Source organism: Sinomonas sp. G460-2 (assembly GCF_047759905.1).
Taxonomy (GTDB): domain Bacteria; phylum Actinomycetota; class Actinomycetes; order Actinomycetales; family Micrococcaceae; genus Sinomonas.
The window spans coordinates 1-1,804 of the sequence record NZ_JBKZWT010000492.1 but is presented as its reverse complement, the minus strand read 5'-3'; the positions used below and the strand labels follow the sequence as shown (position 1 = coordinate 1,804).

The window sequence follows — 1,804 nt, the reverse complement described above, 5'->3', positions numbered from 1 at the left end:
GGCGGCGCCCTCCTCGCGCGCTCCGAGCGCAGCTTCGGCGCGTGGCCGGCCAGCGGTCTACGTGGTCGAACCGGACACGGGGGGCCCGCAGGCGGGCTGTATAGTTGGGGGGACCCACGGCACCATCCCCAAGGCTTAGCCGCGGGTTCAGACCGTTACCGGACCCCTGCCGGAAAGAGGTTGCTGCGCCGTGCTCCAACTCCCCAAGGACCTGGTGTCGATGGAGGCCCCGCCGACGACGCCTCGCTTGGCCGAGCGCTATCGCAGCATGCTCGACTGCACCACTGAGTTCGCGCAGCTTGAGTATCCCGAGGTCGAGGTGGCCGCCGTCGCGCGCCGCGCCGGGGTCTCTCTGAGCACCGCCTATCGCTACTTCCCGTCCGTTGCCCATCTGCTTCTCGCGCTGCATCGGCGCCAGCTCGTCGAGCTGCGCGAGCGGTTCACGGAGCGGACCCGGAACGCCCGGACCACGGAGCTCCGGTCCCGAGAACTCGCGGGCGCCGCGATCGAGCTGCTCCAGATGCGGCTCTCGCAGCCCGCGGTCAACAGCTGCCTCGATGAGCTCGTCGTCCCCGCAGACCACGAGCTCGCGCGCCTCATCGGCGAGGTCGACGAGCTCTCGTGGTCCGTCCTCGGCCGCCTGGGCGGCGGAGCCGCGCGCGGCAAGAGCATCGTGCTCATGGTCTCGGGGCTCGTCGCGGCCATCCGCACCGGGCGACTGCTCCCGTACGAGGCCGAGCAGCAGCTCAAGGACGCGTGCGCGCTCCTCGAGCGCGAGATCAGCGTTTCGAGATTTGCCTGATTGCGGCTCTGAGCGTGGCCTCGAGGCCGCTCGCCGGTCCGAGCCTCGCCCTATGCGAGGGCTGACGCCTTGCGCACGAGCACTTCGCGCTCGCGCTCGTTCCGGCACAGTCTGGCCGCGAGCTCGAGCTCTGCCCGCGCTTCGGCGGTCCGGCCCAGGCGAATGAGCAGTTCGCCGCGCACGCTCGGCAGCAGGTGCGAGCCCGAGAGGCGGTCCGTGGCGACGAGATTGTCGACGACCGTGAGGGCCCGCCCGGGTCTGCCCGTCATCGCGATGGCCACGGCGCGGTTGAGCTCGACGATTGCCGAGGGAGCCACTCGGCCAAGCGCCTCGTACAGCAGCACGATCCGCTCCCAGTCGGTCTCCGCGACCGACGACGCCTGCGCATGACACGCCGCAATCGCCGCTTGCAGCCCGTACGGACCGAGCCCGCGTCCCGCGCCTGAGGCCCGGTCCAGGGCCGCCAACCCGCGGCGGATCGCCGAGCGGTCCCACAGCCGCCGGTCCTGCTCCTCGAGCAGCACGGCCTCGCCCGAAGGCCCCGTGCGGGCGGGGAAGCGCGCGGACGTGAGCTCGAACAGCGCGAGCAGCCCGTACACCTCGGTCTCATCCGGCAGCATCGCCGCAAGCATGCGCGCGAGCCGAAGCGCCTCGTGGGTGAGGTCGGTGCGGATCAGGCTCGCGCCGACTGTCGCCGTCGACCCCTCCGTGAAGATCACGTAGAGGACGCTCAGCACGCCTCCGAGCCGCTCGCGGCGCTCCTCGGCGGGTGGCAGCTCGAACGGCACCTTGGCGGCGGCGATCGTCTTCTTGGCCCGCGTGATCCGCGCCTGAATGGTCGGCACGGGAACGAGGAACGCGCGCGCGATCTCCTCGCTCGAGAGGCCGGCGACCACTCGGAGCGTGAGCGCCACGCGCGCCTCCGGCGAGAGCACGGGGTGGCACGCCACGAACATGAGCGCGAGGACGTCGTCGTCGACGCGGTCCGGATCCCACGGCAGC

General features: G+C 71.7%; 2 protein-coding genes. One reads left to right on the top strand and one right to left on the bottom strand.

The features are described from left to right. The first annotated feature begins 190 nt into the window (after positions 1-190). On the top strand, positions 191-802 hold the full coding sequence (locus ACLN58_RS21795) for a TetR/AcrR family transcriptional regulator (RefSeq protein ID WP_415857302.1): 612 nt from the start codon (positions 191-193) through the stop codon (positions 800-802). A 50-nt stretch (positions 803-852) separates the two neighbouring features. Here ACLN58_RS21795 and ACLN58_RS21790 read toward each other — a convergent pair. Further along, on the bottom strand, positions 853-1,804 hold a 952-nt coding region (locus tag ACLN58_RS21790), incomplete at its 5' end, for an RNA polymerase sigma factor (RefSeq protein ID WP_415857301.1).